Below are 5,011 nucleotides of genomic sequence, written 5' to 3'. Positions count from 1 at the left end.
TCTCGGCACAGCCGATCGCACTGGGCAGGGCGACTAACTGGAGGTCATCGACCTGTTCGGTCCGGTCGCTCATCCGATCTCCCTCAGGTGCCGCCCACGCGTGCGCAAGATGGTGCCACGATCGGGTACGGCACCGACACCCTGGGGCTGAGTTCGGACCGAATCGTCACCGTGACCTTGATCGGGAATGGTGGAACTGTGCAACCGTTCACAGACTCAGGCACACCGCTCATCGCGGAGTTCGCCGTCGAGCCCCATCAGGGGCAGTTGTCGATGACCTTCGAAAGCGCTGGTGGGAGGACCAAGAACGGGCCTCGCAACCCGGACTACGTTGCCGCGCTGGTGCTGCTGCTCAGCCGACTGGCCGAGCGGTCGGCAGTGATCGTCTCTGCGGTCGTCGAATCGAAGAAGACGGTCGGCCTGCCGCTCCACAAACGATCGCTCACCGACGCCCCGATTCGTTTGAGCCCGACCTCCGACGTGGGGGAGGTGCGCAAGCGGCTGACCAGTGCGCAGGGCCGGATCGGCCAGACGGAGGACGCTCCGAAGCGGGCAACAACAGCAAACGCATGCGGTTGTTCCTCGACGTGCCTGGATACGGGCTCGCGGACGGTCCCCGATTAGAGCGCGAATTGGCTTCGAAGGTCCTGCTGGTCGGTGAGCTCATGGCCTCGCTGAGGTCGTTCCAGGGCGACCACGCAGGCGACGAACCTGCCCGGGACAAGCCCCTCGCACTGCTCTGGGCGCTCGGGCGGCTCGCGACGGGTCGGGGACGGCTGTTCGACTGGCCGGAATTCCGCGCCGACGTCGGCGACCTGCTCCGCGACCACGGTGCGACCGAGACACCGCAATACGCGTTCTGGCACCTCGGCAGCGACCCTGACCTGTGGGAGACGCACGGGCTGTCCGGCCCGCCGACTGCGTCCGACACCGCCGCCCGGGCCGGTTTCACCGAGGCCGTGGCCGGGCTGCTCGCGACACCGATGGTCCTCGCCGAAGCGATCTTCGTGCTGTGCGACACGCACCTTTCGGACGTGCCAGACCGCGCAACGCTGCTTCGCCGGGTCGGCCTCGACGGCCAGTCCGAGCGGGCGATGAGCGAGATACGCACAGTCTTCGACTCGGTGGACGACGTCACCGTCCGGGCGCTGTCCGCGGACACCCTCGACAAGATGGCGGCGGCGGTCCGCCGGGTCGAGCAGGCGGAACTGCGCAAACTGGTCGTGGGCAGCGAGGACACTGCTCAGTGCGCCATATGCGGCGATGTTTTCCCGCTTCGGTACCTGGCCGCCGCCCACATCAAGCAAAGGTCGAAGTGCACCGACGAAGAGCGGCGAGACCTGCGCAATGTCGCCATGGCCGCCTGCGCCTTCGGGTGCGACCTGCTCTTCGAACTGGGGTACATCACAGTCGATGAGGACGGCTGGATCCGGACGGCGGAGGCTCTGCCGAGTGGCCGGTTCGCCGACCACGTGAACCTGGTGGGCACCTTGCGCTGCTCGGCCCACCGGCCGGAGACCGAACCGTACTTCGCCTGGCACCGGGCGAACCGGTTCATGAAGTCAGGGCCTGGCAGTATGTGAACGATCCTCGCGTAACCCTCTGACATTCTCGACGTGGCGACCGGGCGTGAGGTGGGGACGTTCCCTTCGGGCGATTCCCCGCACGAGAACGTGTACTCCCGGGACGCGAGCCGGATCTTCCACGCCAGCATCGGGACCGTCTACACCCCGCTCGACTTCCCCGCGCTCGACTCGACCAAGGGGGTGCGGTACTTCCAGGTCGTCGACGCCGCTACGAACCAGGTGGTCAAGCGGGTCGGCATGGGGGCGAAGCTCGCCGAGGCCGGGTATCCGGGGATGAGCGCCGCCGTGCGGCCGATGACGATGACGAACAACGAGCGCTTCGCCTATCTGCAGGTCTCGTTCTTCCACGGGTTCGTCGAGTACGACCTGGTCGAGGACCGGGTGACCAGGGTGGCGCCGCTGCCGATCGCCGACCACGTCAAGGATCTGCCGCGGGAGCAGTACCTGCTCGACTCCGCGCACCACGGAATCGCGTTGGGCGGCGATGACACGAAGGTGTGCGTGGCCGGGACGATGTCGGACTACGCGGCCATTGTGGACCGGGCGGACCTCAGCTTCCCGAGCCTGGTCAGCACCGGCCTCAAGCCGTACTGGGCCACCCCGAGCCGCGATGGCGCGCACTGCTTCGTCTCCTGGAGCGGCAGCGACCGGGTCTCGGCGATCTCCTACGCCACCGGCCAGGAAGTCTCCAGCGTGCCGGTCGGCGACCACCCGCAGCGGATGCGGCTGGGCAAGGTCGACGCGGGCCTGCTCAGCGGCTGAGGATTCCGACCAGCTCGACCACGACGACGACCAGCACGAGCCCGACGACCGCTGCCGGCATGGCGCCGTCGGCTCGTCTGTTGCCGCGGAGCATCGCGAGCAGCAGCAGTCCGATGGCGACGGTGGCGGCGCCGACCAGGAACGGCTGGTCGATGCGCAGCCGGATCACTACGGCGGCGAGGCCGATGAGGGCGAGGGTGGTGCGCGCCCACGCGAGGCGGGTCCGTTCGACGTGCAGTGTCATCGGAGCAGGATCACCGCCAGCACCAGGGCGGACGCCGCCACCAAGCCGCCGACGATCACGGCACCCAGGGTGGGTGCGGGCATGGGCGTGCCGGTGCGCAGCGCGCGTTCCGTGCGGGCCCAGCGGAACCAGCCGCCGACGGCGCTGACCGCGCCCAGCAGCACCAGGCCCGCGGCCAGCCACCGGCGGGGACCGTCGGCGATGGGCAGGTCGACGGCGTCGACCAGGACGCCCGCGGCGATGAGGGCGAGCGCGGTGCGGACCCAGGCGAGCATCGTGCGTTCGTTGGCGAGGGTGAACCGCGCGTCGGGGTCCTCGCCCACGCGGTAGACCTGGTGCGGCCGGCGTTCGTCCATAGGGTCGATCATCCACCCGTGCGCGCCGAACCGCGACCAAGTCCTCAATGGACACTGGCCGTGGCGCGGCTCACCTCAGGCGGGGACGGAGGGCAGGCAGGCGATCCGGTGCTGCGAGAGTGGCGAAATGCGGATCTTCGACGACGCCGCCGGTCGGGCCGGGTTCGTGCTCGACGACGAGCAGCGGCGGGTGGCGCGTCGGCTCGCGGAGCTGCCGGAGTCACGCGGCGTCTATCTCTGGGGCCGGTGGGGCGGGGGAAGACCTGGCTCGCGACCGTGGTGTTCGACGCGGTCGACGGCAACCGCAAGCTGAGGCTGCACTTCCACGAGTTCTTCCGCGAGTTCCACGCTGCTTACGCCCGCCCTCGCCACCGTCCGCGCGCGGTCGACCGGGCGCTCGACAAGCTGCTGGGCCGGTGTCGCTTCCTCTGTTTCCACGAGTTCCACGTCGACGACCCCGGTGACGCGATGCTCGTCGCCGCGATGCTGCGATCGAGCAGACGCTGGACGTGGTCGAGCTGGCGGGGGGCCGGGACGACCGGGCCGAGCATGGCGAACCCCGGTCGAGGTTCGAGCGCGGCCGGTACCTGTGGCCGGGCAGCGCCGAGCTGTTGCGCGAGGCGGGTCTCATGCCGCCGAACCCGGCCGAGCGGCGCGACCTGACCGTCTCGGGCTGGACGCTGCGGGTGGAGGCGGTGCGCGGCGACCTGGTGTGGTTCGACTTCGCCGCGCTGTGCGACACCCCGACCTCGACCGTCGACTACCTGGCGCTCGCCGACCGGTACCCGCGATGGGTCCCCTCCGGCCTGACCAGCCTGACCAGCCGCGACGCCGCCCAGCGTTTCGCCAGCGTCATCGACGTCCTGTGTGACCGCGACCTGCCGCTGACCCTCATCGGGGGCCGGCCGCTGTCCGAGCTGCCGGACGGCGAGCAGACCCGCACTGCTCCAGGCAATTACGAAACAAGAGTTGCGTAAATGGCCTGGTCTGACTTACGCTACTTAGGTAGCGAAAAGGAGCTGGGATGAGCGAGTCGAAACGTGGACGCCCGCGTGACACGGCGGTGGACGTGCGGGTGCTGGACATCGCTGCCGCGCAGCTGTTGGAGCGTGGGTACGCGGGGCTGTCGATCGACGCGGTGGCCGAGGCGGCCGGGGTGGCCAAGACGACTCTCTACCGGCGTTGGCCCTCCAAGGACCATCTCGCCGTCGCGGTCACAGCCCGGATGCAGGAGGCCGATCCCGTCGCCGACACCGGGGACATCCGACTCGACCTGGTCAACTACCTCACGCACGTCGTCGCGGCGATCAACCGGTCGCTGTCGCTGGGTCTCGTGGCCGAACTCGCGGCCGCCGCCGCTCGGCATGACGACATCGGCGAGCTCATCCACGGTGTCTTCACTCGCCGCAACGCGATCGTCCTTGCCCTTATCGACCGGGCCAAAGAGCGCGGTGCCCTCCGCGCGGACGTCGACCCGGTCGTGTTGTTCGACCAACTCGCCGGGGCCCTCTACTACCGCGTCCTGTTCACCGGGATGCCGATCGACCCCGCCTACGCCGAACGTCTCGTCACCGCCGCACTCGACGGCGCCGTCCCCATTGGAGAAACGTCATGACCAGCGTCAAATTGGCCAACGGCCTCGCGATCCTGATCGCTCTCGCGATCATCGGCATCGGCCTGGGCTACCTGATCGCCCCGCATTCCCTCGCCCCGGGCTTCGGTCTGCCCGCTTGGCCGCAGGACACCGGATTTCTCGCGGTCAAGGGCATTCGCGATATCACATTCGGGCTCGTCGTGCTGGCGCTTCTGGCTGCCGGACAGCGGCGCGCGCTGGCCATCGCACTGGGCGTCATCGCCATCGCCCCCGCGGGCGACATGGTCATCGTGCTGTCGCACTCAGGCTCGCCCGCCGCCGCGCTCGGCATCCACGGCGCCACCGCGGGGCTTGTCCTCGCCACGGCTCTCCTGATCCACAACCAGTCCCGTTCTCGAACGGAAACTCTGGCCGCAGTCACGACCGGCTAGCCTGAGGGACAGGAGTGGGCCGCGGGGCCCCGTCCCGC

At 69.2% G+C, this 5,011-nt stretch carries 8 protein-coding genes and 1 pseudogene; 7 read left to right on the top strand and 2 right to left on the bottom strand.

The window, feature by feature from the left end; all coding sequences use genetic code 11:
* Window positions 1-87 precede the first annotated feature (87 nt).
* The 3 genes from ACRDSQ_RS24460 to ACRDSQ_RS24450 are packed head-to-tail and all read left to right on the top strand — an operon-like array spanning window position 88 to window position 2,348.
* Window positions 88-624, top strand: a complete 537-nt coding sequence (locus ACRDSQ_RS24460) for a hypothetical protein (RefSeq protein ID WP_431424313.1) — start codon at window positions 88-90, stop codon at window positions 622-624.
* Window positions 570-1,583 carry a hypothetical protein gene (locus tag ACRDSQ_RS24455; RefSeq protein WP_431424312.1) on the top strand — a complete coding sequence of 338 codons (1,014 nt, stop codon included), beginning with the start codon at window positions 570-572 and terminating at the stop codon, window positions 1,581-1,583. Before ACRDSQ_RS24460 ends, ACRDSQ_RS24455 begins: the two co-directional genes overlap by 55 nt.
* 33 nt (window positions 1,584-1,616) lie before the next feature.
* Window positions 1,617-2,348 (top strand): hypothetical protein, encoded by a 732-nt coding sequence (locus ACRDSQ_RS24450; protein WP_431424311.1) that lies wholly within the window; start codon window positions 1,617-1,619, stop codon window positions 2,346-2,348.
* On the opposite strand, the gene ACRDSQ_RS24445 is transcribed toward ACRDSQ_RS24450, so the two are convergent.
* Together ACRDSQ_RS24445 and ACRDSQ_RS24440 are read right to left on the bottom strand one after the other, a co-directional pair.
* The gene (locus tag ACRDSQ_RS24445; protein ID WP_431424310.1) at window positions 2,338-2,592 is read right to left on the bottom strand and encodes a DUF202 domain-containing protein; all 255 of its coding nucleotides are present in this window, start codon (window positions 2,590-2,592) and stop codon (window positions 2,338-2,340) included. The genes ACRDSQ_RS24450 and ACRDSQ_RS24445 overlap by 11 nt on opposite strands.
* Window positions 2,589-2,948 carry a YidH family protein gene (locus ACRDSQ_RS24440; protein WP_431424309.1) on the bottom strand — a complete coding sequence of 120 codons (360 nt, stop codon included), beginning with the start codon at window positions 2,946-2,948 and terminating at the stop codon, window positions 2,589-2,591. The genes ACRDSQ_RS24445 and ACRDSQ_RS24440 overlap by 4 nt, the downstream gene beginning before the upstream one ends.
* A gap of 127 nt (window positions 2,949-3,075) precedes the next feature.
* On the opposite strand from ACRDSQ_RS24440, the gene ACRDSQ_RS24435 reads away from it, so the two are divergent.
* From ACRDSQ_RS24435 to ACRDSQ_RS24420, 4 genes and pseudogenes are all read left to right on the top strand, one after another.
* The gene (locus tag ACRDSQ_RS24435; protein WP_431424314.1) at window positions 3,076-3,261 is read left to right on the top strand and encodes a hypothetical protein; all 186 of its coding nucleotides are present in this window, start codon (window positions 3,076-3,078) and stop codon (window positions 3,259-3,261) included.
* Window positions 3,195-3,925, top strand: a pseudogene (gene zapE / locus ACRDSQ_RS24430) (AFG1/ZapE family ATPase). Before ACRDSQ_RS24435 ends, zapE begins: the two are co-directional and overlap by 67 nt.
* A gap of 47 nt (window positions 3,926-3,972) precedes the next feature.
* Window positions 3,973-4,563 (top strand): TetR/AcrR family transcriptional regulator, encoded by a 591-nt coding sequence (locus tag ACRDSQ_RS24425; RefSeq protein ID WP_431424308.1) that lies wholly within the window; start codon window positions 3,973-3,975, stop codon window positions 4,561-4,563.
* Complete coding sequence (locus ACRDSQ_RS24420; RefSeq protein ID WP_431424307.1) at window positions 4,560-4,973, top strand: DUF4267 domain-containing protein; 414 nt, start codon at window positions 4,560-4,562, stop codon at window positions 4,971-4,973. The genes ACRDSQ_RS24425 and ACRDSQ_RS24420 overlap by 4 nt, the downstream gene beginning before the upstream one ends.
* Window positions 4,974-5,011 lie beyond the last annotated feature (38 nt).

This window comes from Actinokineospora sp. (assembly GCF_050699995.1).
Lineage (GTDB): Bacteria > Actinomycetota > Actinomycetes > Mycobacteriales > Pseudonocardiaceae > Actinokineospora.
Note: the sequence above shows the minus strand (reverse complement) of the source record. Positions and strands in the feature narration are given on the sequence as shown.